At 51.6% G+C, this 25479-nt stretch carries 23 protein-coding genes, 1 rRNA gene and 1 other RNA gene; 21 read left to right on the forward strand and 4 right to left on the reverse strand.

The window, feature by feature from the left end; translation table 11 throughout:
• Positions 1–194: 194 nt before the first annotated feature.
• Both D3P09_RS24000 and D3P09_RS24005 read right to left on the reverse strand, forming a co-directional pair.
• Positions 195–497: a hypothetical protein gene (locus D3P09_RS24000; protein ID WP_120113965.1), complete on the reverse strand. Its 303-nt coding sequence runs from the start codon at positions 495–497 to the stop codon at positions 195–197.
• An 884-nt stretch (positions 498–1381) separates the two neighbouring features.
• Positions 1382–3517, reverse strand: coding sequence for a transglycosylase domain-containing protein (locus D3P09_RS24005; protein ID WP_120113966.1), 2136 nt, complete (start codon positions 3515–3517; stop codon positions 1382–1384).
• Between the two features lie 328 nt (positions 3518–3845).
• Here D3P09_RS24005 and D3P09_RS24010 point away from each other — a divergent pair, with 328 nt between their 5' ends.
• Entirely contained in the window at positions 3846–5090 is a 1245-nt protein-coding gene (locus D3P09_RS24010) for a sugar efflux transporter (protein ID WP_120113967.1), read from the forward strand.
• A 108-nt stretch (positions 5091–5198) separates the two neighbouring features.
• The gene (gene speE, locus D3P09_RS24015; RefSeq protein ID WP_120113968.1) at positions 5199–6026 is read left to right on the forward strand and encodes a polyamine aminopropyltransferase; all 828 of its coding nucleotides are present in this window, start codon (positions 5199–5201) and stop codon (positions 6024–6026) included.
• A gap of 81 nt (positions 6027–6107) precedes the next feature.
• Here the strand turns inward: speE and D3P09_RS24020 are convergent, their stop codons facing one another.
• A complete protein-coding gene (locus D3P09_RS24020) occupies positions 6108–7040 on the reverse strand; it encodes a copper amine oxidase N-terminal domain-containing protein (RefSeq protein WP_120113969.1) in 933 nt (310 codons plus the stop codon).
• 342 nt (positions 7041–7382) lie between these two features.
• On the opposite strand from D3P09_RS24020, the gene D3P09_RS24025 reads away from it, so the two are divergent.
• The 3 genes from D3P09_RS24025 to argS all read left to right on the forward strand — a co-directional run bounded on the left by D3P09_RS24025 (position 7383) and on the right by argS (position 10126).
• Positions 7383–7922: a DNA-deoxyinosine glycosylase gene (locus D3P09_RS24025; RefSeq protein WP_120113970.1), complete on the forward strand. Its 540-nt coding sequence runs from the start codon at positions 7383–7385 to the stop codon at positions 7920–7922.
• Between the two features lie 84 nt (positions 7923–8006).
• Positions 8007–8447 (forward strand): YwiB family protein, encoded by a 441-nt coding sequence (locus D3P09_RS24030; RefSeq protein ID WP_120113971.1) that lies wholly within the window; start codon positions 8007–8009, stop codon positions 8445–8447.
• Positions 8447–10126: an arginine--tRNA ligase gene (argS, locus tag D3P09_RS24035; protein ID WP_120114002.1), complete on the forward strand. Its 1680-nt coding sequence runs from the start codon at positions 8447–8449 to the stop codon at positions 10124–10126. Before D3P09_RS24030 ends, argS begins: the two co-directional genes overlap by 1 nt.
• A 22-nt stretch (positions 10127–10148) precedes the next feature.
• On the opposite strand, the gene D3P09_RS24040 is transcribed toward argS, so the two are convergent.
• Complete coding sequence (locus D3P09_RS24040; protein WP_120113972.1) at positions 10149–11288, reverse strand: S8 family peptidase; 1140 nt, start codon at positions 11286–11288, stop codon at positions 10149–10151.
• Positions 11289–11644: 356 nt separating this feature from the next.
• Here D3P09_RS24040 and rpoE point away from each other — a divergent pair, with 356 nt between their 5' ends.
• From rpoE to D3P09_RS24120, 16 genes are all read left to right on the forward strand, one after another.
• Positions 11645–12217 carry a DNA-directed RNA polymerase subunit delta gene (gene rpoE / locus D3P09_RS24045; protein WP_120113973.1) on the forward strand — a complete coding sequence of 191 codons (573 nt, stop codon included), beginning with the start codon at positions 11645–11647 and terminating at the stop codon, positions 12215–12217.
• Between the two features lie 286 nt (positions 12218–12503).
• The gene (locus D3P09_RS24050) at positions 12504–14108 is read left to right on the forward strand and encodes a CTP synthase (protein ID WP_120114003.1); all 1605 of its coding nucleotides are present in this window, start codon (positions 12504–12506) and stop codon (positions 14106–14108) included.
• A 164-nt stretch (positions 14109–14272) separates the two neighbouring features.
• Entirely contained in the window at positions 14273–14671 is a 399-nt protein-coding gene (locus tag D3P09_RS24055) for a response regulator (protein ID WP_120113974.1), read from the forward strand.
• Positions 14672–14907: 236 nt separating this feature from the next.
• Positions 14908–15762, forward strand: a complete 855-nt coding sequence (fba, locus tag D3P09_RS24060; protein WP_120113975.1) for a class II fructose-1,6-bisphosphate aldolase — start codon at positions 14908–14910, stop codon at positions 15760–15762.
• A gap of 114 nt (positions 15763–15876) precedes the next feature.
• Complete coding sequence (locus D3P09_RS24065) at positions 15877–17133, forward strand: UDP-N-acetylglucosamine 1-carboxyvinyltransferase (RefSeq protein WP_120113976.1); 1257 nt, start codon at positions 15877–15879, stop codon at positions 17131–17133.
• A 95-nt stretch (positions 17134–17228) separates the two neighbouring features.
• Positions 17229–18569: a transcription termination factor Rho gene (gene rho, locus D3P09_RS24070; RefSeq protein ID WP_120113977.1), complete on the forward strand. Its 1341-nt coding sequence runs from the start codon at positions 17229–17231 to the stop codon at positions 18567–18569.
• Positions 18570–18592: 23 nt separating this feature from the next.
• Positions 18593–19861 (forward strand): radical SAM family protein, encoded by a 1269-nt coding sequence (locus D3P09_RS24075; RefSeq protein ID WP_120113978.1) that lies wholly within the window; start codon positions 18593–18595, stop codon positions 19859–19861.
• A gap of 128 nt (positions 19862–19989) precedes the next feature.
• A complete protein-coding gene (gene rpmE / locus D3P09_RS24080) occupies positions 19990–20187 on the forward strand; it encodes a 50S ribosomal protein L31 (protein ID WP_116047876.1) in 198 nt (65 codons plus the stop codon).
• 82 nt (positions 20188–20269) lie between these two features.
• Positions 20270–20677 carry a hypothetical protein gene (locus D3P09_RS24085; RefSeq protein ID WP_120113979.1) on the forward strand — a complete coding sequence of 136 codons (408 nt, stop codon included), beginning with the start codon at positions 20270–20272 and terminating at the stop codon, positions 20675–20677.
• Positions 20678–21016: 339 nt separating this feature from the next.
• Positions 21017–21284: signal recognition particle sRNA large type (gene ffs / locus D3P09_RS24090), an RNA gene on the forward strand.
• Positions 21285–21500: 216 nt separating this feature from the next.
• Positions 21501–23279 (forward strand): DNA polymerase III subunit gamma/tau, encoded by a 1779-nt coding sequence (dnaX, locus tag D3P09_RS24095; RefSeq protein ID WP_120113980.1) that lies wholly within the window; start codon positions 21501–21503, stop codon positions 23277–23279.
• A gap of 25 nt (positions 23280–23304) precedes the next feature.
• Positions 23305–23616 (forward strand): YbaB/EbfC family nucleoid-associated protein, encoded by a 312-nt coding sequence (locus D3P09_RS24100; protein WP_120113981.1) that lies wholly within the window; start codon positions 23305–23307, stop codon positions 23614–23616.
• Positions 23617–23663: 47 nt separating this feature from the next.
• Positions 23664–24263: a recombination mediator RecR gene (gene recR, locus D3P09_RS24105; protein ID WP_120113982.1), complete on the forward strand. Its 600-nt coding sequence runs from the start codon at positions 23664–23666 to the stop codon at positions 24261–24263.
• A gap of 155 nt (positions 24264–24418) precedes the next feature.
• Entirely contained in the window at positions 24419–24661 is a 243-nt protein-coding gene (locus D3P09_RS27855; protein ID WP_165867569.1) for a DUF2508 family protein, read from the forward strand.
• Positions 24658–24921 carry a pro-sigmaK processing inhibitor BofA family protein gene (locus tag D3P09_RS24115; protein WP_120113984.1) on the forward strand — a complete coding sequence of 88 codons (264 nt, stop codon included), beginning with the start codon at positions 24658–24660 and terminating at the stop codon, positions 24919–24921. Before D3P09_RS27855 ends, D3P09_RS24115 begins: the two co-directional genes overlap by 4 nt.
• A gap of 334 nt (positions 24922–25255) precedes the next feature.
• Positions 25256–25479: ribosomal RNA gene (locus D3P09_RS24120) — 16S ribosomal RNA — on the forward strand; the annotation flags it as partial.

A 25479-nucleotide genomic window follows, 5' to 3' on the forward strand; every position in this document is an offset into this window, starting at 1 on the left:
AGAAGAGGCTCTGTCCTCCCGTGATTTGTTGAGGAAGAGGCAACGGTTGAATGCAAAAATGGCGATGCCAGGAGTGAAATTCCTGGCATCGCCATTTCTCATTTTTGAGAGGACTCCGACGAGGGGAATTATTCTTCAAGTGAACGATTCCTCGCTTCGGACAGTTCATTGCTTATCGAGTCAAAAATAACATGTTAGTGATCCTTGTCGGTTAATCCGGATGCGCTCGCATCTGATTGGTTTTTGTTGCTGTTCAATCTCGCATGAACGAGACCAATCGCTGTGCCAATGACATAAATATGAACACTTCCGACGAGGAAGCCGATTCCGACCATGAGACCGATATTTTTATCGCTGAAATGACTTAAGTTAATGAGGCATAGAAGGAAGCCAATGCCGAGAACACCCCATGCCATCGCAGTCATTACATTGACAAGACGCTTCACGTCGGATTTCGTTGGGCCAAGTTGGCTGATCGTTGCCGTTTTTGTAGTCATATCAAACACTCCTAATTAGAGAATGAAAGTGCTTTCTTAACCATACTATACCACATATTATGTCGTTTGTTCAAAGAAAATTCACTTTTTGCACATAAATTGGACAAATAATTTTGGTGGAGCAGCGCCATGCCGAGCATTCGTAAGCAATTGGGAGTATTTTGAAGACCAATAAGGGATGAGAATGTGTCAGGAGCCGAGATAGGGAATTAGCGTCATATAGCGTATTCTTCCCCTTATGCAATTCTCTTATGATCGTTGTGCAAAGTCGGCGGGAATGATGATACGAAGGTGTGAGGCGGTGTTAAATGTGTGGAATCGGCGGAAGAGCTGATGCAGCGTTGTGAGACGGTTTTAGAGGTGCGGAAACGATGGAAAATTTGGTGTAGCGTTGTGAGGCGGCGTTAGAAGTGTCGAAACGACGAAAAAGCTGGTGCAACGTTGTGAGGCGGCGTTAGAGGTGCGGAAACGGCAAAAAGGTTGGTGCAGCGTTGTGAGGCGGCGTTAGAAGTGTGGAAACGACGAAAAAGCTGGTGCAACGTTGTGAGGCGGCGTTAGAGGTGCGGAAACGGCGAAAAAGTTGGTGCAGCGTTGTGAGACGGCGTTAGACGTGTGAAAGCGGCGGAAGTGGTGATGCAACGGTGTGAGGCGGCGTTAGAGGTGCGGAAGCGGCGAAAAAGTTGGTGCAACGTGGCGAGGCGGCGTTAGAGGGGCGGAAACAGCGAAAAAGTTGGTGCAGCGTTGTGAGACGGCGTTAGACGTGTGAAACGGCGGAAGTGGTGATGCAACGGTGTGAAATGAAAAGCGACGCAAACGCACAAACATACTCAACATATAAATAACGGCCTGCAGATCTATTCTGCAGGCCGTATTGTCAAGCTGCGCTAATCGGTCCACCAGCGCTTCAGGTCGTTCCACCAGGAACGGCGTTTTTGCGGCTGATTGCTGCTATCCGTGCTGCCGTTGCCCCCCTTATGCTCGCTACCGTTGCCGGCATCCACGGTAGAGCCGCATACCTCGGTCGGCTCCGTTCCGGCGATGAACGATTCGAATCGCCGATTCGGGCATGTCGCCGCTGCAAGCTTGCCGGATACGGGATCGATGAGGACATTCACGACGCCTTCCGGCACGCGGAAGTACTTCGGAGGCACGGCGGATAGCGTGCCCTCGATGAACCGGGCAAAGATCGGAGCCGCCCGGTGCGCCTCGGCGACCGTCAGCTTGCGGTCCTTGTCGTAGCCGACCCATACCGCAGCCGCTAGCTCCGGCGTATAGCCGACAAGCCAGGCATCGGTGGCTGTAGTCCCGGTCTTGCCTGCGACAGGGCGCTTGATCGTTGCCGATACCCGGTGCGCTGTACCGCCGTCGTCGAAGACACTTTGGAGCAGGCTTGTCATGACATACGCTTCCGCGGCAGTAATGGCCTGCTCTTCTTTTGGCTTCGCTTCATATAATACATTCCCTTTGCGGTCTTCAATACGCAGAATGGCAACAGGCTCGACCCGCAGCCCAGCATTGGCGAAGACACCGTAGGCGGCTGCCATCTCGAACGGGCTGGCAGGGAACGTCCCCAGCGCCAGCGACGGCACGGGCTGCATGCGGCTGCGGATGCCAAGCTTGCGAGCGGTCTCGATTACTTTGTCCGCGCCGACTGTCATAATGGTATTGACCGCATAGATATTGTCGGAGCCGCTGATCGCGGTTCGCATGTCAATATAATCGTTAGCGTATTTGTCGCCATAGTTATGGGGCTCATACGTCTTGCGCCCTTCGTCATAGCTGAATACGGTCGGCTCGCTCTTGAAGCGCGTTACGGGCGACATAAAGCCGCTTTGCAGCGCCGTCAAATACAGGAACGGCTTGAAAGAAGAACCGGGCTGGCGAGTGCTGGCGAACACGCGGTTGTATTGGTTCTTCGCATAATCCCTGCCGCCGACCATCGCCTTGATATAGCCGGTCCGCGGATCGATGGCGACCAGCGCCGCTTGCTGCTCCGAGGCGGCCGGCATGATCTCCTTGATGGATTCCTCTGCTGCTGCTTGCGCTTCCTGATCAAGCGTGGTGTAGATCGTAATGCCGCCTTCATTCAGCATCGAAGGATCGATTCCAATTTGCTCCACCGCAAGATAGCGGATATAGTCGCGGAAGTAAGGGGCAAAGCCCTCCTGTTGTTCCGCGCCAAGCGGCTGGAAGTTCAGGATCTCGCCATAAGCGGCTTCAGCCTGCTCTTCTGTAATCGAACCGCCTTCCTTCATGGCTTCCAGAATAATCCATTGCCGGTCTTTGGCGTTCTTCATATTTAAATACGGAGAATAATATTTGGGCCCCTTCGGAATGCCTGCCAGCATAGCGCTTTCGGCCAGTGACAGCTCGGAGGCATGTTTGTCGAAATACATCATGGCGGCTGCTTCGATTCCATATGAGCCGTGCCCATAATAGATTTGATTGAGATACATGCCGAGAATCTCGTCTTTGCTGTAATTCATCTCAAGCTGGGCGGTATATACAGCTTCCTTCAGCTTGCGCTGCCAGGTTCGCTCATGGCTCAGGTAGAGATTGCGGGCGAGCTGCTGGGTCAGCGTACTGGCTCCTTGCTTTGCCGACATGCTCTGCACATTGACGACGACGGCGCGGGCCATGCCCTTCAGATCGAAGCCGGCATGATCGTAGAATCTGCGATCTTCAATGGCGAGAGTAGCATCCACCACATAGTGGTTGATATCGGATAAGGGAACCGACCGGCGGTTCTCTCCGGCATGGAACGTATCGATGACATGGCCCTGTATATCAAGCATCTGCGAGGTCTGGCTTATCTTTGAGACGGGCAGCGCCTGCGAGCGCAGATACAAATAGAGCCCCGCCATCAGGATGGCGACAACCGCCAGAGCCGCCGCAACCCGCCGAAGCCACTTGCGCAGCTTCAATATATATGGAAGAAGCCGCTCGGATAGTTGAGGAAAAGCCAAGCGGCGTTTCGCCGCGCCTTTTCGTTTGAAGTACGGGGGTTTCCATTTGATCATGCTGCCGACTCCCTTCCGCTTGTTGCAGATCTATTCTTTAGTATGGAAAAATGCGGAATCCGCTATTCATTTGTCGCCGGGAGATTGAAAGGAATGGCTTATTATGGCGGGAATCACATATTGTTCTTGAAGTCTGGCGGGGTTTATGCGAGTATGTTGAGAATAACGCTTCTGAACGGGCATGCAAGCTGACCATTAAGCGAGAGAAAATACTGCGGCTAGCCCTCACCGCATCCGGCGACAGCAGGTCGCTGCATCATTAGACTCACGGTGAATCAGGCTAGTTGTTCTTATAGATATAGAAAAATACGGGGATGGTAGTGGTAGGATGAGTAACTTTATTGCGTCAATGAAGCAGCATGCCAAAACGGCATGGGGAATTCAAGGTTTCCCCACTATTATGGTCATCAATATTTTTCTGGGCATCTCTCATGCATTCATCTTGCCCTTCAATTCTTTGTTCGGCATCGACGAAGTGGGGATGAGCAATACAACCTTCGGCATTTTTATGCTGGTCTCATCGCTATGCGGCATTGTTCTTAGCACGATTATCGCGAAGCTGTCCGACCGCGTGCCGGATCGCAAATTCATTCTGATTTTATGCTCGGTGGCCGGCATCATCGGTTATCTGGGCTTTGCCTACTCGCGCAACTATTTTGTGCTGCTTATTTTCTCTTCCGTATTCCTGGGGGTTGCGTCTTCGACATTCGCCCAAGTATTTGCGATTGGAAGAGAAGCGCTGACAAGGTCCGACGTGCCCTCCAAGCAGGTGCCGCTGTACATGAATATTTTGCGTACCATCTTTGCTTTGTCCTGGACGGTAGGTCCTGCCATTGCCTCCTATGTGCTTCTATTTATGGGCTTTACAGGACTATTCGTTGTCGCCGCTACTTGCAATGCGGTTGTAGCCATCATTGCGCTGCTGTTCCTGCATCGCCGTTCGGAGGCTGCTGGGGCAAAGTCGGAGAAAGCCAATATTCCGCTCAAAAAAATCGTGTTCCAGCCGACCATCTTCATCAACCTGGTCGCTTTCACCTTTATCTCTGCGGCAACCACGCTCAGCTCCATGAATATGGCGCAATTCGTGACAAAGGTGCTTGGCGGAGGCAAAGAAGACATCGGCATCATCTTCAGCATCCCGCCAGTGTTCGAAATTCCGTTCATGCTGGGCTTCGGCTATATGGCGACGCGAATGAAGAGCGACCGCCTGATCCGCCTTGGCGCATTCCTGGCTCTAGTCTACTTCTGCTTGTTGTTTTTCGCCGATGCGCCTTGGCATATCTTCTCGGTGCAAATATTAAGCGCGGCATATATTTCGATCACTTCAGGCATTGCGATTACTTATTTCCAGGATTTCCTGCCGGAAATGCCGGGTACCGCAACGAACTTGTATTCCAATTCGAACAAGGTGGGCAATATGATCGGATTCCTGCTGTTCGGTATCATAGCAGATGCCTTCGGCTACCGTAATGTATACCTGGCTTGCGCTATCTTTACGCTGGCGGCGGTTGTGCTGCTGTTCGGGCTTAATCGGGCGAAAAGCGCATCAAACCAGGTGTCCGTAAGCGGATAGCAGAGGATTTCATGAATTTTTTGTGCAGGACGGGTGAAAAGGTTGCTTTTTTGGCTTGAAATACTATAATACAGGTTGAACCATTGACGGAAAGAAGGGATCAATCTCATGGAATTGTGGTACACCGAGAAACAAACTGAAAACTTCGGCATTACGGCGAAGATTACAAAAAGCTACGTACACGAACAAACGGAATTTCAACAACTGGATATGATCGAGACGGAAGAGTTCGGCACGATGCTTGTACTCGACGGCATGGTTATGACCACGGTTAAGGATGAATTCGTCTACCATGAGATGGTGGCTCATCCGGTTCTCTTCACGCATCCTAACCCTGAGAACGTGCTGGTTGTAGGCGGCGGCGACGGCGGCGTCATCCGTGAGGTAATGAAGCATCCGAAGGTGAAAAAGGCTGTTCTGGTCGATATCGACGGCAAAGTCATCGAGTACTCCAAGAAGTACCTGCCGACGATCGCAGGCGAGTTGGACAACCCTCGCGTAGAGGTGCTTGTTAATGACGGCTTCATGCACATCCACGATCATAAGAACACGTACGACGTCATCATGGTCGACTCCACGGAGCCGGTAGGTCCAGCGGCTAACCTGTTCACGCGCGGCTTCTACCAAGGCATCTACGAGGCGCTGAAGGAAGACGGCATCTTCGTCGCTCAGACGGACAATCCTTGGTTCAAAGCCGATCTGATCCAAAGCGTAAACCGCGATGTGAAGGAAGTATTCCCGATCGTGCGCGTATACGGCGCTAACATTCCGACTTACCCGTCCGGTCTATGGACATTCACAATGGGCAGCAAAAAACATGATCCGCTACAAGTGGACGAGTCAGCCATTCCGGAGCTGGATACCAAATATTATTCGCCTCGCCTGCACAAGGCGGCGTTCATCCTTCCGAAATTCGTTGAGGATCTGGTGAAGTAAGGCGAACGGCAGCAGCGATGCGGCCAACATAAAAAGAACGAAGCCGCGTAATGTCGCGGCTTCGTTCTTTTTATATTCTTATTATTGAAGCTTGAAGAAGATTTTACGGTCTTCATACTCCAGTGTAGAGTCGCTTCTCGAGACGACCATGTAATTTTCTTCTCCTTTAACAATAGGCAGAAGGACTTTACCGTTTACTTCGAAGGAGCTGCCTTTGGTTGTAGGTGTCACTTGCGGGAAATCTGGCAGCACCTCACGAGTTGCTTCAGCGATTGCGCCATCGAAACCAAAGTCAGTTGAGCCGATGATATAATGGCCGTCCGGTGTCTCTACTCCTGAGATATAAGGTCTGTAAGACGAGAGGAACTTATAGCCGTTTTTATCTTTGCTTTTCATCGTTGCATTTTTGACCTTAAGATTAATGGATACCATTCTGTACTCTATATCCGGATTGTTTTCCGGACGCTGGAAGCCAAGAGCGACGATCTGGTCCAATGAAATAGGAACAACCTTCGTAACCGTCACGGTGAAGTCGGCGGAGCTGGTGTCGTTTTCCTCAGGCTTATAATTAACTAGCTCTTTATACGTAAATGCTGTATTGAACTTTACCGGATCGTTAAAGGTGCCTTTGTTGCTGGATGCAGAAGCCGAGCCGCTTGGCGGCGTCGAGGTTCCGGGATTCGAAGAGCCTGTGTCAATTTTCGGCGGAGTTTGGCCCTCCGGCGTAATCACAACCGTCTGGCGTTTATCATCCCACTGGACATTCGCGCCGAGCGAGTCGGCTACGATACGAGCCGGTACATAGGTTCTGCCTTCGAACGTAATGGGATACAGCTTTTTGCCATCCATGGTGAGATCGACTTTTTTGCCGCCAACCTCAATGCCAATAGCATAGTTCTGATACGCTGTAATTTTTTTGAGCGTTGTTGCCGAATAAGCGATGGAACCTGCGCTCAGAGTGAGCGAAAGCGCCGTCGTGACAATCAGCGCTTTTTTGGTGAAAAACTTTTTCATGAAGCCATCTCCTCTGCATGTTATGAAATGATGTATGTATGTGTAAGTCCTGGGACTTAACAACTAAGGGTTGTTTTGCTCATGGATAGTGCAAACAAAGGAATTCACACCTATAATTATTCAAACATTCATATACTAATTCCGTAAATATATCTTCAATAAAGAATACTGAGCCATTTTTTACTTCTATTCCCTTCGCTCGATCTAGTATAACTGAGAAAATTACCCATTGCTATATTATTTTTTTGCAACTTGTAATCGTGTATCGGTGACAAGGATGTAGGACTTTCGCATGAGCAGCGCTATGAAGGATATAATAGAGAGATAGAAAGGAGTCGTCTTATGTCGCTAATCTATTCATTTCCGCCCGTAGTCGACGAGCGCTCGCGTGTGCTCATTGCCGGTACGGCGCCAAGCGTGAAGTCGCTGGCGTACGGCCAGTTCTACGGCCATCCGCAAAACTTTTTTTGGCGCATCGTCTACGGCTTGTTTCAAGAGCGCGTTCCTGGTCAGGAAGGCTACCCGCCGCCGGACCCCGTCTATGAGAATCGTCTCGCTTTCCTGCGGGAGCACAGGCTGGCGGTATGGGACGTGATTCACTCCTGCGAGCGGGAAGGGAGCCTGGATGCCAATATAAAAGAAGAGACTCCTAACGACTTCCCCGGATTGATAGAGCACTACCCTGGCATTCGGGCCATTGCGTTTAATGGAAGCAAAGCGTATGACACCTTCCGCAAGAACTTCGGCGGCCATCCGTCGCTTCAGCATGTTGCCAAGCTTAAGCTGCCTTCTTCGAGTCCGATACCGACGAAGCATATGCGAAGTCTGGAGGATCGGATCGGGGCATGGCAGACGATCGTTCCTTTTGTCCTGGAGGACTAGTATTTCCGCTATTCAGGCGTTGAAATTGGAGGGCTTCCTGTATATAGTAGTAACATACGAAAGAACGATAGCGGGAGCGGGGCAATGAGGGATAGCGGCAAGGCCATCATTATATTGGAAAGCAAGGCGGACGGAGAGAAAGCGACGCACCGTTACAAAGGTGAATGGTTCCGCAAGGAGAAGTCGCTGTTCATCCGCTATGCGGAGGACGAGGCGACCCGGGCGCTCATCCGGTATACGCCGGGAGAGCTGCTGCTTAAGCGGAGCGGCGCTGTGCAGTCGGACCAGCTGTTCGTATCCGGGCAAAGCCGGATCGGCCAGTACCGCTCGGCTGTTACGGTATTCGAGCTGGAGACCAGGACGAAGTCGCTTGCGCTGCAAGCGAAGGCGAGAGAGGATCAGGCGGGAGCGGTATTGCCGACGGCGCCGCCGTTTACCTTGGAGTGGCGGTACGATTTATATGTAAGCGAGCAACTATCGGGACGGTTCCATATCCGTCTCCATATTCAGGAGGATCACGAATGATGAGTGCGAATGTACTGGACAAATTGTATGAGCAAGTGAAAGCGGCGATTGCCGATGCGGCAGTAGCGGCGGGACTGGCAGCGAGAGAGGATCTGCCGGTATTCGCGCTTGAGGTGCCGAAGGACAAATCCCACGGCGATCTTGCGACGAATGCGGCGATGCAGCTGACCAAGCTGGCGAAGAAGAATCCGCGTCAGATTGCTGAAGCGATTATTGAGCATCTCGATCATAAGGGCGCATCCATCCAGTCGGCTGAGATCGCAGGACCGGGCTTCATCAACTTCCGTATGGACAAAAGCTATTTATATCCGATTATTGCAGATGCGCTTAAAGCGGGAGAAGATTATGGCCGTGTATCGGCAGGCGAAGGCTCGCGCGTGCAAGTGGAGTTCGTCAGCGCCAATCCGACGGGCAGCCTTCATCTGGGCCATGCTCGCGGCGCGGCTGTCGGCGATTCGCTGTGCAACGTGCTGGACTTCGCGGGCTACGATGTAACGCGCGAATATTATATTAACGACGCCGGCAAGCAAGTGGAGAATTTGGCGCTGTCGCTGGAGGCGCGTTACCGCCAGGCGCTTGGCCAAGAGGCGGAGATGCCGGAGGACGGCTATTACGGAGAAGACATTATCGGATTTGCCAAAGGTCTCGCGGAGCAGGAAGGCGACAAGCTGCTGCAGCTGTCCGACCAAGAGCGTTTTACCTACTTCCGCAGCTTCGGGCTGGAGAAGGAGCTGGACAAGATCAAGCGCGATCTTGGACGCTTCCGCGTAGGCTTCGACGTCTGGTACAGCGAGACTTCGCTTTACGAGAGCGGTCAAGTCGAGCAGGGACTTGAAGCGCTGAAGGCATCCGGACACGTATATGAGGAAGAAGGCGCGACTTGGCTGTCGACGGTTCCGTTCGGCGACGACAAAAACCGCGTTCTTGTGAAAAACGACGGGTCGTATACGTATTTGACGCCGGACATTGCGTACCACCGCGATAAGTACGGCCGCGGCTTCGACCGGATGATCAACATCTGGGGAGCGGATCATCATGGCTATATTCCGCGTGTGAAGGCTGCAATGGCGGCGCTCGGCAACGATCCGGAGAAACTGACGGTATTGATTGCCCAGATGGTCAGCCTGTTCCAGAACGGCGAGAAGATGAAGATGTCGAAGCGTACCGGCAAAGCGGTAACGATGGAGGATCTCATGGATGAAGTTGGCGTAGACGCCATCCGCTATTTCTTCTCCATGAGAAGCATGGACTCGCATCTGGATTTCGACATGGATCTGGCGATCTCAACATCCAACGAGAATCCGGTTTTCTATGTTCAATACGCCCATGCCCGAATTTGCAGCATCTACAGACAAGCGGAGGAGCAAGGCGTCGCGATTCCGGATGCGGGCAGCGTGAATTATGACAAGCTGAATACGGAAGCGGAATACGATCTGATCCGCAAGATCGGCGAGCTGCCGCAGGAGGTGGCGGAGGCCGCTGCGCAATACGCGCCGCATCGCCTGATCCGTTACGTCTATGAGCTGGCTGCGGAGCTGCACAGCTATTACCGTGCGGAGCGGGTTATCACCGAGGACGCGGAGCAGACGGCAGCAAGGCTGGCGCTGCTTGGCGCTGTACGGGTCGCCATCGCGAACGTGCTTCGTCTGGTCGGCGTATCTGCGCCGGAGCGCATGTAAGATCATAAAACAAGCCGCAGAGCTATTTCCGCTCCGCGGCTTGCAGCATACGTATGACATCCAGCTCGCCGATATTTCGGCGGGCTTTGCTGTTTTTGAGCGGCTGCATGGATCGCTTCATAATGGACTTGATTTCGCCGGGAGACAATCCAGGGCGGAGCGATAGCAGCAGAGCGATTGCGCCGCTGACATGAGAGGTGGCCATTGACGTGCCGCTCATCTCATTGTATTTGCCCCGCAGCCAGGCTGACGTGATTTTGTCGCCGGGCGCGTAGATGTCGATATAAGTGCCGCGGTTGCTGAATGGCGCGATGCGCCGGTGGCGGTTCGTGGCTCCTACGGAGATCGTCTGCGGGTAACGCGCCGGGTAATCTACCGAGCGCAGCTTCCCGTCGTTGCCCGAGGAGGCTACGATGATGACGCCGGAATTATAGGCGTTCGTTACCGCGCCGAGCAGCGCCTTGCTTCGGGTTTTCATGCCGAAGCTCATGTTGATGACATTCATTCCGTTGCGTACGCACCATTCGATTCCGAGAACGATGTCGGAGACAAAGGCGCTGCCATTATGGTCGAAGGCTTTCACAGGTGCGATAAGCGCTCTTGGCGCTACGCCAATCATGCCTTGCATTTGGTTGGCTGCAGCGATGGTGCCGGCGATATGCGTGCCGTGCCCGTTGTCGTCATAAGGCATCTTGCTTCGATTCAACAGGTTAATGCCGCGGAGGAGCGAGTGATGCAGGTCGGGATGTCCAAAGTCGACGCCGGTGTCGATGACGCCAACCTTGACCCGGTGGCCCGTCGTTATCCCCCAGGCATGCGGTGCCCGAATGTGCTGAACGCCCCATGGAATGCCGTTTTCAATCGCGAGCGCTTTTTGACCCGAGGGGCTTACGCTGATCTTGCAGTCTTTCTCCATCCAGACGCGTCCGGAGAAGGGTCCCTGAAGTCTGGCATCGGTCGGCAGCTTGCAGGAGATGCCCTGTATAAAAGGCAGAGGCCTGATCTCTTTCAGATTTGCAGCCGTTGCAGCCGCTTCGGACAGCTTGCGAAGGAAGCGCCGGTACTCGCTGCCATTCTGGAATCTTATAATTCTTTTGGTAGTGGCGGATTGGCTGTTTGTTGTCACTTGCTGTAACCAGCGTAATAATGCGGCGGTATCCAATTTTGGCTTCCCCTCCCGAAGGACGATGCTTCATCATCTTATGAATTCGCATCTTCCGCCGCATGAGCAACTTGCCCTTTTTCCGAGAAATAGGTCGAATGCCGTGTCATTTTTCACCAAAGGACATAGGATAAATGAAGAGCTTACCATGCTCTTGCATTTCCGATAATTCCGCTTGCGGCTTGTCGGATGGATACAGTCAAAGCGAAGGGTCGCTCCTTCGCTTTTTGCTGTGCCGGGGGCTAAATGGAAGTCCGCTTGATTTTTTGCATGAAATAGGTTTTACTATACTGTGACTAGCGTGTAAGCGACTAATAAAATGTACATAATTTTTGGGCAAGAGAGGATGTGTCGATATGAGCGGAAGCAACTTTACACTAAAGCTTGATCCCGAGCGCGTAAAAGAGATGCCGATGGTCGACTTGGCGTTCGAGGTGCTGAAAGCGGCAAATACGCCTTATTATTATCGTGATCTGATGATGGAGATTGCTAAGATACGCGGTCTTTCTGAAGAAGGAATCAATCAGTTCATCGCGCAGGTATATACGGAGATTAACATTGACGGGCGATTCGCTTGCGTCGGCAGCAACATGTGGGGGCTGAAGCGCTGGTATCCGGTCGAGCGTTCCGAGGATCCTGTGGGCAATGCGAAGCGTACCCGTATCATCAATGATGATGACGATCTGGAAGACGAGGATCTGTTCGCAGACGAGGAAGACGACAGCTATGCAGCGGAAGACGAGGATTACGATGCATACGATGAAGACAACGAAGACTACGAGGAATCGGAAGAGGAATCGGAAGTAGACGAGGATGTCGAAATCGATGACGAAGACCTCGAAGAAGAAGGCGAAGAAGAAGATCTGGACTCCGAGGAAGAGGATGAGGAAGACTCCTTCGACGACGAAGGTGAAGAGGACGGACGATAGTCCGAAATGGAAGCTAGTTTTGCTTGACATGCCCTGTGGCGGCAGAGTAAACTATTGCATGGGCTTTAAGAATAGGTTAACAAATAACGCATTTGATATGCAGATGAGAAAAGTGCCCCCGGTGCTACGGGTGTCACTTTTTTTGTTTGAAGGGACTAGTTAGGAAGCAAAGTTTTGACCTGAAAGCGTACGTTTAAAAAGTCAGGCCTTCATCATGATCGCTTTTTAAACCACCTCTGTAAGGGCAAACTGAAATTAACATAGGAGCATGGAGGGTATCATCACAGTGACCAAATATATATTTGTAACCGGCGGCGTAGTCTCATCCTTGGGCAAGGGAATAACAGCAGCTTCTCTTGGCAGATTGCTGAAGAACAGAGGTCTGAAAGTTACGATTCAAAAGTTCGATCCGTACATTAACGTGGACCCGGGAACGATGAGCCCGTATCAGCACGGCGAAGTATTCGTAACCGACGACGGAGCGGAGACTGACCTTGATCTTGGTCACTATGAGCGCTTCATCGACATCAATCTTTCGAAGAACAGCAACGTAACGACGGGCAAAATCTACTCCAACGTCATTACGAAAGAGCGCCGCGGCGATTACCTTGGCGGCACAGTGCAAGTTATTCCCCATATTACGAACGAAATCAAGGATCGCGTATTCCGCGCCGGCCGCGAAGCGGGTTCCGACGTTGTCATTACAGAGATCGGCGGTACGGTTGGCGATATCGAGAGCTTGCCGTTCCTGGAAGCTATCCGCCAGATCAAGAGCGACATCGGCCGCGACAATGTGATGTATATTCATGTAACGCTCATTCCTTATATAAAAGCGGCTGGCGAAGTGAAGACGAAGCCAACCCAGCATAGCGTAAAAGAGCTGCGCAGCATTGGCATTCAGCCGAATGTCATCGTATGCCGTACTGAATATCCGCTGGCTGAGGACATGAAGCGCAAGATCGGCCTGTTCTGCGACATTGACGCGAATGCTGTTGTGGAATGCCGTGACGCTTCTACCTTGTACGAAGTGCCGCTCATGCTCAGAGAGCAAGGACTCGACGAGATCGTAGTCAATCACCTGAAGCTGACGACGGATCAGCCGGACATGCGCGAATGGGAAAGTCTGGTTGCACGCGTGAAGTCGCTGCACAAGACGACCGAAATCGCAATTGTAGGCAAGTATGTAGCGCTTCATGACGCTTACCTCAGTATCGTAGAATCGCTTGGACATGCGGGCATCGCGCTTGATTCCGAGATCAAGATCCGCTGGGTTGATGCGGAGCTTCTGACCGATGCCAATGTAGCGGAGAGCCTGCAAGGCGTTCATGGCATTCTCGTGCCGGGAGGCTTCGGCGACCGCGGCATCGAAGGCAAGATCAGCGCGATTCGCTATGCGCGCGAGCAAGGCGTTCCGTTCTTCGGCATCTGCCTGGGCATGCAGGTTGCCGTGATTGAATTTGCGCGCAACGTGGTTGGACTGGCGAATGCGAACAGCTCGGAGATCAACTCCGCTACGCCGTATCCGGTCATCGACCTGCTTCCGGATCAGAAGGACATCGAAGATCTGGGCGGAACGATGCGTCTTGGCCTGTATCCGTGCAAGATCGCGCCTGAGACGGTTGCGGCACGCGAATATTCGGACGAGCTGGTATACGAGCGTCATCGCCACCGCTATGAGTTCAACAATGAATATAGAGAAGCGATTGAAGCCGCAGGACTGCGCATCTCCGGCACGTCGCCGGACGGCCGTCTGGTTGAAATGGTGGAGCTTGCCGATCACCCATGGTTCCTTGCCGTTCAATTCCATCCGGAGTTCACGTCCAGACCGAACCGTCCGCAGCCGTTGTTCCAAGGCTTCGTACGCGCGGCAGTGGGATACTCCGAACGCTAATTGGAAGTCAAATTATAAGCTGATGTCGCATTTCCTATCAAAGCCAGTAAGTTTTTGTATGGATTAGAAGGAAAATCCCTTAGCTTCACGAATATATAAAAAATGAGGATTTTCGATGATTTCTATTTTTTATATGGAGTTTAGTCTTGGGGGGTAGATGAGGCTTGGATAAGAAGAAGGTACTTATTGTTGACGATCAGAACGGAATCCGCGTGCTGCTACTGGAAGTATTCAGCAGCGAGGGCTACAATACATTTCAGGCGGCCAATGGCAAAATCGCCCTGGAAATCGTGAAGCACGAAGCGCCGGATTTGGTTTTATTGGATATGAAGATACCTGGCATGGACGGACTGGAAATTCTGAAGCATATCAAGGCTATTGACCCTTCGATTAAAGTCATCATGATGACTGCATATGGCGAACTGGATATGATTAAGGAAGCGACCGACCTGGGAGCGCTGATGCACTTCACGAAGCCGTTCGACATTGACGAAATGCGCATGGAAGTGAACCGTCAGTTGCAGGGAGGCAGCTCTTCTGGCCGTTTCGCAGTAGGATCATAATGGAATATAGGCGGCACCGGTGCTGGAAGGCACTGGTGCCGTTTTTGCGTGAAGCCGCAGGTCTGTCAACTCTGCAGCTGCTATGAAATTCCAAGGCCTGCATAAAGCGGTCATAGCCTTTGGGGCCCTGATAAAACAAGCTTTACTATTTGCAGCCGCAATATGATATAATAGCTCAGAATGACAAGTCGGAACGGGCTTGAGACAGAAAGCTAACTATAGGAGGAAACAGAACTATGCCACTCGTGTCTATGAATGAGTTTTTGCCAAAAGCAAAAGCAAACAAATTCGCAGTAGGTCAATTCAACATGAACAACCTGGAATTCGCGCAAGCGACTGTCGAGGCTGCTATGGAAGAAAACTCGCCATTTATTTACGGAGTCAGCGAAGGCGCTCTGAAATACATGGGTATCGAATTTACCGTAGCAATGGCTGAAGCGGCTGCCAAAAAATCCGGCCTGCCAATCGCGCTTCACCTTGACCACGGCAGCAGCTTTGAAGTTGCAATGAAATGTATCCGCGCAGGTTTCTCGTCCGTTATGTTCGACGGCTCCCACTACGGCCTGGAAGAGAACATCAAATTGACGAAGGAAGTTGTGAAAGCAGCACGCGCTATGGGCGTATCCGTAGAGGGCGAGCTTGGTACAATCGGCGGCGTTGAGGATGACCTGAGCGTTGATGAAGCTGATGCTACATTGGCTAAACCAGAGGAAGCGATCCGCTTCTACGAAGAGACTGGCGTAGACTGTCTGGCTATTGCTGTCGGTACAGCTCATGGCATGTACTCAGGCGAGCCAAAAATCCATTACGATATTATTCAAAAAGTATCTGACGCTATTCCAGTACCAGTGGTACTTCACGGCGGTTCGGGCGTTCCAGACGAAGCGATTCGCCTGTCGATCGCAGCTGGCGTTGGCAAAATCAACGTGAATACGGAGAACCAAGTGGCTTGCACGAACGCGATCCGCGAAGTGCTGGGCGCTAAAGCTGATGTAATCGATCCTCGTAAATACTTGACGCCTGCACGCGCAGCGATGAAGGCTGTTATTCAAGAAAAAATCCGTTTGTTCGGAAGCAGCAATCAAGCTTAAGCAACAGGAACAAGGGAGGACAAACCGCCTGAACAGAGCTAGCGGCTTCAGAGCCGTTAGCTTCGGCGGTTTTTCCTTTGTTATCTTCCAACTAACAGGAGGATTATTGATTTGATGGAGAAACTCATGATCCGCGGCGGGCGTCCGCTGCGCGGAACTGTCCAGATCAGCGGGGCCAAGAACAGTGCAGTGGCTCTTGTGCCGGCAGCGATTCTGGCAGAATCGGAAGTTGTACTTGATAATTTGCCGCAGATTAGCGATGTGGCGGTCTATAGTGAAATATTGCAAGAGCTGGGTGCTGTCGTGAAGCGTGATGGCGATACGATGCGCATCGATCCCTCGCAGCTGATCTCGAAGCCGATGCCTAATGGCAAGGTGAAGCTGCTTAGAGCGTCTTATTATATGATGGGTGCATTGCTGGGACGTTTCGGCGAAGCGACGATCGGACTTCCGGGCGGCTGCAACTTCGAGCCGCGGCCTATTGATCAACACATTAAAGGATTTGAAGCGCTGGGCGCTACGGTAACGAATGAACATGGTTCCATTCGGATTGCCGCTAAGGAACTGCGCGGAGCAAAGATTTATCTGGACGTCGCAAGCGTAGGCGCGACGATTAATATTATGCTGGCGGCTTCAAGAGCCAAAGGCCATACAATTATTGAAAATGCGGCAAAAGAGCCTGAAATTATAGATGTAGCTACTCTCCTGAACGCCATGGGCGCCACCATTAAAGGCGCCGGAACCGAAACGATCCGTATCGAAGGGGTCGATCGTCTTCACGGCTGCCGTCACTCCATTATTCCAGACCGAATCCAGGCAGGCACTTATATGATTATGGCTGCGGCAACACGCGGCGATGTTCTTATCGATAACGTTATTCCTAAGCACTTGGAGGCGCTGACCGCCAAGCTGGAAGAGATGGGCGTGCAAGTGGAAGAGATGGATGAAGCGATCCGCATTGTCGGAGCGCCAGAATATACAGCAATTGATGTTAAAGCATTAATCTATCCGGGCTTTGCCACCGATTTGCAGTCTCCGATGACGACGTTGCTAACCCAAGCGAATGGTGTCAGCATATTGTCTGATTATGTGTACGGAACACGGTTCAAGCATGTGCCGGAGCTGTCGCGGATGGGCGCGAATATTCGTATGGAAGGCCGCTCTGCCATTATTGAAGGCACGAAGCTTAACGCTGCCAAGGTGAAAGCTGCGGATCTCCGGGCGGGCGCCGCTCTTGTAGTGGCTGCTTTGACCGTCGAGGATGGCGTTACGGAAATTACGAATGTGGAATACATTGACCGCGGATATGATCATCTTGTGGAGAACCTCACCAGATTGGGTGCGGAAGTATGGCGCGAGACGGAGTCCTAAGGACTCCGTATGCGCGTATGGAATAGAATTGCCATAGAATGGAAAAGATGTTTAATCAGTCATACTCTATATAATTTGAATAAAGTGGTGAGAATATGTCCGATCTACAGATCGCGGATCTGGAAGGCTTAAAGCTGACGGAACTGTACAAGCTGGCGAAGCAGTACCAGATCGCCTATTACGGTCAGTTGAAGAAAAAGGAGCTTATTTTCGCTATTCTGCGTGCTCAGGCCGAGAAGAGCGGACTTATGTTCATGGAAGGCGTACTTGATATTTTGCAGGAAGGCTTCGGCTTCTTGCGTCCTATTAATTATCTGCCAAGCAAAGAAGATATTTATATCTCGGCTTCCCAGATCCGCAGATTCGATCTGAGGAACGGCGATCTCGTATCCGGCAAATGCCGGCCGCCAAAAGAAAACGAACGTTATTTCGGTCTGCTTCAAGTGAATGCCGTGAATGGGGAGAATCCCGATACAGCGTCTGAACGACTTCATTTTCCTGCCCTTACTCCTCTATATCCCGAGAAGAAATTAGTGCTCGAAACCTCGCAGTCGAAGCTATCTACTCGCATGATGGACTTACTCGCGCCTGTTGGACTTGGCCAGAGGGGTCTGATCGTCGCACCGCCGAAGGCGGGCAAAACTCTTTTGCTGAAGGAAATCGCCAATAGCATATCGGAGAATCATCCGGATATCGAGCTGTTTGTGCTGCTCATTGACGAGCGTCCGGAGGAAGTAACGGATATGCAGCGTTCGGTCAAAGGCGAGGTTGTATCATCGACATTCGACGAGCTCCCGGAGAATCATATCAAAGTAGCGGAGCTTGTATTAGAGCGCGCTCTTCGATTGGTAGAGCACAAGAAGGACGTCGTCATTCTGCTTGATAGCATCACTCGTCTTGCGAGAGCGTATAACCTGGTTATCCCGCCGTCTGGACGGACGCTTAGCGGCGGTATCGACCCTGCTGCGTTCCATCGTCCGAAGCGCTTCTTCGGCTCTGCCCGCAATGTGGAAGAGGGCGGCAGCCTGACGATTCTGGCGACGGCATTGATCGAGACAGGCTCGCGTATGGACGATATTATTTATGAGGAATTTAAAGGCACGGGCAATATGGAGCTTCATCTCGACCGGAAGCTGGCAGAGCGCCGGATCTTCCCTGCGCTGGATATGCGCAGATCGGGAACGCGCCGCGAAGAGATGCTGCTTAGCAAGGAAGAGCTGGATAAGGTATGGGCGATTCGCAGAAGCTTGACCGACACGCCTGACTTTGTCGACAACTTCCTCAAGAAGCTTAAGGATTCAGAGAACAACGAACAGTTCCTCATGTCGCTGGATACATCGGCAGATCCGCCGAAGAGTGAACGGCCTTCGATGAAGAGCAATTCAGGCGCGCCTGCAAGCCGCAGGCCGGTAGCCAGAACGACGCATACTTCATAAGGCCTCGAGGAAAGGAGTACATCATGAATCTCGTATATGCGGACGAACACGGCAATGTGTTCGACCATCCTGACTATATCGGACTAGGCCGAAGCGGCGATATGATTGTGGAGATTATGGAAGACGAGCTTATCCCGCTGCCGGAAGGGGCGACGCTGGTCAGCCTGCCGTTCACCAGACCTATTGGGCTTGATCCCGAATCCGGTCAAATGCAGGCATTGCCAAGCGGCTCACAGGCTGTAGGCGCGCTTTTGCCGCAAGGTTATACCCGTCTCTGTCTGCCCGGCTATGTCAAGTCGGACAAGAAAGAGAAGCTGCCGCTATTCGGCTATACAGCTGTTGTATGGAAGGACGGACGATTCTACGTTACCGCGGAGCAATGCGATGATCCGGAACGTTGGGATCCCCTGAATTGCGACCGGCAAGAGTTGAATGTACAAGTTGAACGGCTGCTGCAGAAGTATCCGGATAACAGGCTGTACAAGCATCTGTCCAACTGTGCGCTGGGATACGAATGTCTGACAGCCTCCAATACTTTCTTAAGCAGATGGGAAGGCGCAGTGCCTGTCTCGTATTCCTGCAATGCAGGCTGCTTCGGCTGCATCTCGGAGCAGCCGGATGACAGCGGCTTCGTGGCGCCGCAGACGCGCATGAACTTCAAGCCGACTGTGGACGAAGTGGTAGAGATTATGCTGGAGCAGCTGAAGGAGCCTGAGTCTATCATCAGCTTCGGCCAAGGCTGTGAAGGCGAGCCTTCCACGCAAGTGAAAATTATTGTAGAAGCGATGAAGCGTGTGCGCGCCCAAAACTCGCTTGGCTATATTAATATTAATACCAATGCCGGATTGACTGACTTTATGAGGGCTATTGTGGATGCTGGTCTCGACCTCATGCGGGTCAGTACGATTAGCGCGATCGACGAGCATTATAATGCGTACTACAAACCGCGCGCTTATACGCTGCAGAATGTGGAACGCTCGCTCAAATATGCGACAGATCAAGGCGTATATACTTCTATTAACTATCTGATCTTCCCCGGCGTTACGGACCGGGAGGAAGAGATTGAAGCGATGATCGGGTTTGCCAAACGTACGGGGCTGAAGCTCATTCAGATGCGCAACTTGAACATCGATCCGGAGAGCTATCTGGAGCTCATTCCGAAAGCGCAGGGGGAAATCTACGGCATGAAGCAAATGCTGGAGATTTACCGTCAGGAGCTTCCTGATGTCGTAATCGGATCGTATACGCATGTGCCGCCAGCCGGAATGCGCCGTCCTATTATCGCTCGTTAACAAATTGTACCAATCGTGCTGCGAGAGCCGGCCAGGCATTGCGCCAAGCTGCCTATCGTGCTATAATCCACTATGTGTGATTTAACTCTGGGTCCGCATGTGGCTCAGGGCAGAAAGAGGTGAACGAGATGAAACAAGGTATTCATCCGACATACCACGTCGTTACAGCAACTTGCGCTTGCGGCAATACGTTCGAGACAGGTTCGATCAAATCGACCCTTCGTGTTGAGGTTTGCTCCGCATGTCACCCATTCTTCACGGGTAAGCAGAAGTTCCTGGATGCCGGCGGCCGCGTCGACCGTTTCAAGAAGAAATACGGCATTTAATTTTATTACGAACATTCAGCCTTTATTTGGCAGAATACAAGCACCTCCCTCAGCCATCCTATGGTATAAGGGAGGTTTTTTTATGGGCATTTTCAAGGGATATAGAAGAGGACGCAGGATGTGGAAGCTGCTGTGGATCGGTCTGTTCGGTGCTGTAGTAATGCTTAGCGGATGTGCAAGAGATGCGGCGGAAAAAGCCCGGACTTATCATAATGACGGGTATTTGGGCTACTCCAATACGAATCCGAATTTGCTTAATCGCAGCGGCACTCTGTATGAGAAGGATATCCAGTTTATAGGCGAACTGCTGCAGCAAGTGAAGGGTATCCGCAAGACGGAGGTCGGCTTTAACGGGGACGATGCCAACGTTACGCTGCGCCTCGAGTCAGGATTGTCCGATGCCGAGCGTAATCGGATTCGGGCCGAAGCGCAGAATATTCTGCAAGCGAACTTCCCGCGATACGATGTGCATGTAAAGGTGCGCAGTTAAGAATGAAGTTAAAATCACCTAAGGAGATTTTTCGCAGCCTGACGGCATGTGATAAAAACAATGATCGAAGCAATACGAAGATGAGCGACCGCGTATAGCGGAAGTTTTGATCGCCGATTAGTTTTTGAATATTCACGAGATATTCAATTAGTCTAATGCGGTAAAAAACTCCATGGTGCTTTTTCGCAGTCTTGCGACATGCAAAAAACTCCATGGTGCTTTTTCACAGTCTTCGACATGTAAAAAACACCTAAGGAGATTTTTGACATACAACGGTGGCGGTATGTAAAAAACTCCATAGGTTGCGCTTTGCTCTGGAATGTACTATACTTGTCTTTGCCGTGCTAGATGGGGAGGTAGCGGTGCCCTGTAACTCGCAATCCGCTGTAGCGAGGTTGAATTCCTGTCTGAGGTTATGCTGATGTGAGGCTTGGCGCTTGCAAGCAGTGTTGACAGCTGGGTCCTCCGCAATGGACGCTTGTGAACCCGGTCAGGTCCGGAAGGAAGCAGCCGTAAGCAAGTTAGTTCATGTGCCGGGGGAGTGCCTGGCTCGAGCTGTGCAGCAAGAATGCCACTTGGATCTCATGTATCGGGGGCAGGTGCACGGTCCTAACCATAGATATTGAAGGGCAGCGGATGCCCGTATCATAAAAGTCCCGCAGTTCCGTTCCTTAAGTGGCTGAAGCCCTCGAGTGAACGAGGCTGCGGGACTTTTTGCATGCATAAGCTTTTTAACATTTTGCTTGGTGCGCTGATGTAGTATAATAGATGCATCTGAAAACGCTGCTTCGAGAAGATCAGCAAGCTGAAAGGGAAGGGTCGCGTGTCACATATTGCGTTATATCGTGCCTGGCGTCCTCAGACGTTTCAGGACATGGTTGGACAGCAGCATATTATACAAACGCTTCAAAATGCGATTCGAGAGAATCGCGTATCTCATGCCTATCTGTTCAACGGACCCCGCGGGACGGGGAAGACGACGACAGCCAAGGTGCTCGCCAAAGCTGTGAACTGCGAACGGGGACCGGCGGTGGAGCCCTGCAATGAATGTGATGCTTGCCGCGGAATTACGGCGGGACACATTATGGATGTCATCGAGATTGATGCCGCATCCAATCGCGGCATTGATGAAATTCGGGAAATTAGAGACAAGGTGAGATACGCACCGTCGGAAGTGCGCTTTAAAGTGTACATTATCGATGAGGTTCATATGCTTACCACAGAGGCGTTCAACGCGCTGCTCAAGACGCTGGAGGAGCCGCCGGGGCATGTCATCTTTATATTGGCGACGACGGAGCCGCACAAGCTTCCGGCAACCATTATTTCGAGGTGCCAGCGGTTTGACTTCCGGCAAGTATCGCTAGAGGAGCAATCGGCCAGACTTCTGCAGATTTGCGGGGATGAGGGCATCGTGGCTGATGAAGATGCGATCGCTTATATCTCCAGATTGTCCGAGGGCGGCATGCGGGATGCTATAAGCTTGCTTGAGCAAGTCGCGGCATTCGGCGATCGGCGTATTACGCTGGACGCAGCTATTGATGTGACAGGCGGTATGGCGGCGGATCAATTCTATCAACTGGCGGAAGCTGTGCGGGAACGCAATGTAGCGGCTTTGATGCCGCTGGTCGAAAGCTTGATGCAAGCGGGCAAGGCAGCAGACAAGTGCATGGAGAATCTCATGTATTATTTCCGCGATTTGCTTGTCCTGAAGCTTGCACCGACTGGAGGCGCCGTTACGGAGCGGGTAGTAGACCGCGACCGATTCCGCGAAATGGCCGAGGCCTATTCCTCCCAGCGATTGTTCGCGATGATTGATGTGCTCAATCGTTATCAAGTAGAATTAAAACATGCCTCACAGCCGCAGACATTGTTCGAAGTGGCTTTGATGAAACTTTGCGCTATCGGAGACGACCATGCTTCCGAAGGAGCCAGAGATACCGGAGGCAGCGACAGTGCTTCCTCCGCTGAAGTGACGAAGCTTCGCCAGCAAGTCCAGGCATTGGAGCGCAAGCTCGAAAGCCTGGTTCAGAACGGCGTGCAGGTTCAAGCCGGACAAGACGCAGGGGCGGGAGCATCCCGCAATCCGGCGCCTAACGCCAGGGGAGCGCTTCGCGGCTCATTCGGTGGCGGCGGCATTGCCCGCGCGAAGGTAAAGCTCGATGGTTATATTGCGGCGGCCGGCAGTCCGGAGACTAGCATCGCGCGCTCCCGTTGGGGCGATGTGTTAAGCCGGGTCAAGGATGCCAAAGTTACTCTGCACGCATGGTTGAAGGATGGAGAGCTGGTATCCGTCGATGGCGGAAATTTGCTTCTGGCCTTCAAGAATGATATTCATAGGGAAACGACAGAGAAGCCGAATCACCGTGAGATTATCGAGAGAATCGCGCAGGAAGTGCTTGGAGTCAGCTACAATCTGGTAACCGTCATGCTGAAGGATTGGCAAGCTGCCCTTGATGGCGCGGGCAATCCGGCTAGCGAACCGCTGGAGCTTGTGCCAGAGGGGGAAGGCGCGCCAGTTGCGGCGAGCAAGCGGCCCGAATGGGTTGAGGAAGCAGTCAAGTTGTTCGGTGAAGATCTTGTGGTCGTGAAAGAAAATCAATAACAACTAATTCAATGGGGTGAATGAAATGAACAATATGAATCAAATGATGAAGCAAGTCAAGAAGATGCAGGAGCAAATGCTGAAGGCTCAGGAGCAGCTGGAAACGAAGTCGGTTGAAGGTACAGCTGGCGGCGGCGTTGTAACGGTAACTGTAAACGGACATAAGAAGCTTCTTAACATTGTCATCAAGCCGGAAGCGGTAGATCCGGATGATGTAGAAATGCTGCAAGACCTTGTCATGACTGCTGTTAATGACGCTCTTACAAAGGCAGATGAGCTTGCTAACCAAGACATGGGCAAATTTACAGGCGGCATGAAAATCCCGGGTCTGTTCTAATCGACAGGCTGATGCTTTGCTGAAGGCCTGAAAGGAGCTGTACCCCTTTGCATTACCCGGAACCGATAGCGAAACTAATCGATTCATTCACACGCTTGCCCGGCATTGGTCCCAAGACCGCAGCCAGGCTTGCTTTCCATGTGCTGCGGATGAAAGAGGATGATGTCATCGACTTTGCCAAAGCGCTGGTGAGCGTGAAGCGTAACTTATTTTATTGCTCTGTATGCTGCAACATTACGGATACGGACCCCTGCAGAATATGCCAAGACAAGTCTCGTGACGGTTCTGTTATTTGCGTGGTACAGGAATCCAAAGATCTTGTTGCGATGGAACGTACGAAGGAATTCGACGGCTATTATCATGTGCTGCAAGGCGCAATCTCTCCAATGGAGGGGATCGGACCGGATGAGATTCGGATAGCCGAGCTTCTAAGAAGACTTAGCGATGAGCAGGTGCAGGAGCTTATTCTGGCTACCAATCCGAATATCGAAGGCGAGGCAACCGCCATGTATTTGTCCCGGCTGGTTAAGCCCTTTGGTCTTAAAGTTACCCGTATTGCGCACGGATTGCCTGTTGGCGGCGATCTGGAGTATGCGGATGAGGTGACGCTGTCCAAAGCGCTGGAAGGCAGACGGGAATTAAGTTGATCCCATATGTGTGTATGGCAAGAATCGAGCTCCCCCAGGGGGCTCTTTTTTTGTTATTTGGAGATAACTCGTTTAGAATGCCGTTCTATTCTTGTCCCATGGCTTATACACATAAGAAGGAAGCCAATCAGAATCATGGACGAGGGGGACGGGCTATGAATTCGACTGTTACACAGGGTGAAGAGCTGACACGCATGCGGCGCATCAAAGAAGAAATACGGGAGACGCTTAGGGAATGGGAGAATGCGAAGCGATTTTTCGAACATGCTCTTGGGCATGAGCAAGTGGACTATGCAATTCATGCGATTATTACGGCAGAGAAGAGATACGCCATGCTCATTCATAAAGCCAAAGAAATGAAAGGGCCATGGCCCAAATGGGAGGAGATTGGAGAATGAAAATGGTGTGGCTGTCTATATTGATCGTTTCATCGCTGCTATTGATAGGTATATTGCTTCGGAACAAGCTGTCATGGGGATGGCTAAAAGGATTTGCGCTGCATATGGTCATTGCAGCGGGTTTGCTATATCTCGTTAACGAGCTTGCTATTGTGGAAGGGCTCCATATTCCGCTTAATCCAATTACGATAAGTACGGCTGTCGTGCTTGGCGTACCGGGGGTTTTGATGCTCGCGGGCGTTCAGCTTTTTATCGTTTAACAAAGGATTGAATGCTCGCCCAACTCAGAATGTTGCGAATATAGTCGAAGTGGTTGACGAGTTGTCTCGAATTATGCTACATTAATGTTCGCCCCAGGGAATACGGCAAGCGGGCAAGAAAAAAAGATTCAAAAAAATGCTTGCATTAACCTAGGCAGCTGTGATATATTATAAAAGTCGCCGCTGAGACAAAGGGCTGACATGAAAGACAAATGATTGTTCTTTGAAAACTGAACAACGAGCGAAAATGCCCTGTTAAAAGGTTTGCGGAGCAAAGCTTGCTTCGTAAGCATGAAACAGAAAAGCAACAACGTTATTGAGCAAGTCAAACACTTTTATGGAGAGTTTGATCCTGGCTCAGGACGAACGCTGGCGGCGTGCCTAATACATGCAAGTCGAGCGGACTTGATGGAGTGCTTGCACTCCTGATGGTTAGCGGCGGACGGGTGAGTAACACGTAGGTAACCTGCCTGTAAGACTGGGATAACATTCGGAAACGAATGCTAATACCGGATACGCGAGTTGGTCGCATGGCCGACTCGGGAAAGACGGAGCAAT

This window comes from Paenibacillus pinisoli, from assembly GCF_003605435.1.
Taxonomy (GTDB): Bacteria; Bacillota; Bacilli; order Paenibacillales; family Paenibacillaceae; genus Pristimantibacillus; species Pristimantibacillus pinisoli.

What these genes read in the sequence shown, in the direction of transcription:
- D3P09_RS24100 (WP_120113981.1), top strand. Translation starts at nt 23,305, where the DNA reads ATGAACAATATGAATCAAATGATGAAGCAAGTCAAGAAGATGCAGGAG.
- rpoE (WP_120113973.1), top strand. Translation starts at nt 11,645, where the DNA reads ATGAGCGGAAGCAACTTTACACTAAAGCTTGATCCCGAGCGCGTAAAA.
- D3P09_RS24075 (WP_120113978.1), top strand. Translation starts at nt 18,593, where the DNA reads ATGAATCTCGTATATGCGGACGAACACGGCAATGTGTTCGACCATCCT.
- rpmE (WP_116047876.1), top strand. Translation starts at nt 19,990, where the DNA reads ATGAAACAAGGTATTCATCCGACATACCACGTCGTTACAGCAACTTGC.
- D3P09_RS27855 (WP_165867569.1), top strand. Translation starts at nt 24,419, where the DNA reads ATGAATTCGACTGTTACACAGGGTGAAGAGCTGACACGCATGCGGCGC.
- D3P09_RS24025 (WP_120113970.1), top strand. Translation starts at nt 7,383, where the DNA reads ATGTCGCTAATCTATTCATTTCCGCCCGTAGTCGACGAGCGCTCGCGT.
- D3P09_RS24065 (WP_120113976.1), top strand. Translation starts at nt 15,877, where the DNA reads ATGGAGAAACTCATGATCCGCGGCGGGCGTCCGCTGCGCGGAACTGTC.
- D3P09_RS24010 (WP_120113967.1), top strand. Translation starts at nt 3,846, where the DNA reads ATGAGTAACTTTATTGCGTCAATGAAGCAGCATGCCAAAACGGCATGG.
- argS (WP_120114002.1), top strand. Translation starts at nt 8,447, where the DNA reads ATGAGTGCGAATGTACTGGACAAATTGTATGAGCAAGTGAAAGCGGCG.
- D3P09_RS24030 (WP_120113971.1), top strand. Translation starts at nt 8,007, where the DNA reads ATGAGGGATAGCGGCAAGGCCATCATTATATTGGAAAGCAAGGCGGAC.
- D3P09_RS24085 (WP_120113979.1), top strand. Translation starts at nt 20,270, where the DNA reads ATGGGCATTTTCAAGGGATATAGAAGAGGACGCAGGATGTGGAAGCTG.
- D3P09_RS24115 (WP_120113984.1), top strand. Translation starts at nt 24,658, where the DNA reads ATGAAAATGGTGTGGCTGTCTATATTGATCGTTTCATCGCTGCTATTG.
- rho (WP_120113977.1), top strand. Translation starts at nt 17,229, where the DNA reads ATGTCCGATCTACAGATCGCGGATCTGGAAGGCTTAAAGCTGACGGAA.
- D3P09_RS24020 (WP_120113969.1), bottom strand. Translation starts at nt 7,040, where the DNA reads ATGAAAAAGTTTTTCACCAAAAAAGCGCTGATTGTCACGACGGCGCTT.
- speE (WP_120113968.1), top strand. Translation starts at nt 5,199, where the DNA reads ATGGAATTGTGGTACACCGAGAAACAAACTGAAAACTTCGGCATTACG.
- D3P09_RS24000 (WP_120113965.1), bottom strand. Translation starts at nt 497, where the DNA reads ATGACTACAAAAACGGCAACGATCAGCCAACTTGGCCCAACGAAATCC.
- fba (WP_120113975.1), top strand. Translation starts at nt 14,908, where the DNA reads ATGCCACTCGTGTCTATGAATGAGTTTTTGCCAAAAGCAAAAGCAAAC.
- D3P09_RS24005 (WP_120113966.1), bottom strand. Translation starts at nt 3,517, where the DNA reads ATGATCAAATGGAAACCCCCGTACTTCAAACGAAAAGGCGCGGCGAAA.